Consider the following 460-nt stretch of genomic DNA (forward strand, 5'->3'; position numbering starts at 1 on the left):
CGCAAATTTTAATTGAGTTACTAAATGGATACTTTTTTGCTAATGACTTGGATTTAGAAAGTATTATTACAACGGATAAAATTGAAGTAGGCGGCGTAAAGATGGCAAAAGAAGTCGTAGCAGAACGGATTAGTAACGCAAGACAAAAACGTTTAGATCATGAGGCATCAAAGAACAATGTAACGTAAGCTACATTGTTTCTTTCTATAAAAAAACAGGAGGTTAGTAGGATGTTATTATTTCGTGAAGATATCGTATTAGGGGTCATTAAAGAGGTTGGAGAAGGTGAACTTGTTTTACTTGTAAAAGAGGAAGAACTAACAATCAAAATTACACGAGAACAAGAGGAAGAACTTGCAGTCCATGTCATGAATCAAGAAAATATGTTAGTTCCGGTCAATGTGAAAACTCATGAGCTTTTCTTCGATACAGCTGAGAGATGGAATGAAGAGGAAATGGA

1 protein-coding gene and 1 pseudogene are annotated in these 460 nt (G+C 35.0%); both read left to right on the top strand.

Translation table 11 applies throughout. The features are described from left to right. A pseudogene (locus tag CN409_RS31220) lies at nucleotides 1-188 on the top strand (hypothetical protein); the annotation flags it as partial. A 42-nt stretch (nucleotides 189-230) separates the two neighbouring features. Then, on the top strand, nucleotides 231-460 hold a 230-nt coding region (locus CN409_RS31225; RefSeq protein ID WP_098217989.1), incomplete at its 3' end, for a hypothetical protein.

It is taken from the genome of Bacillus sp. AFS012607 (assembly GCF_002558005.1).
Taxonomy (GTDB): domain Bacteria; phylum Bacillota; class Bacilli; order Bacillales; family Bacillaceae_G; genus Bacillus_A; species Bacillus_A thuringiensis_S.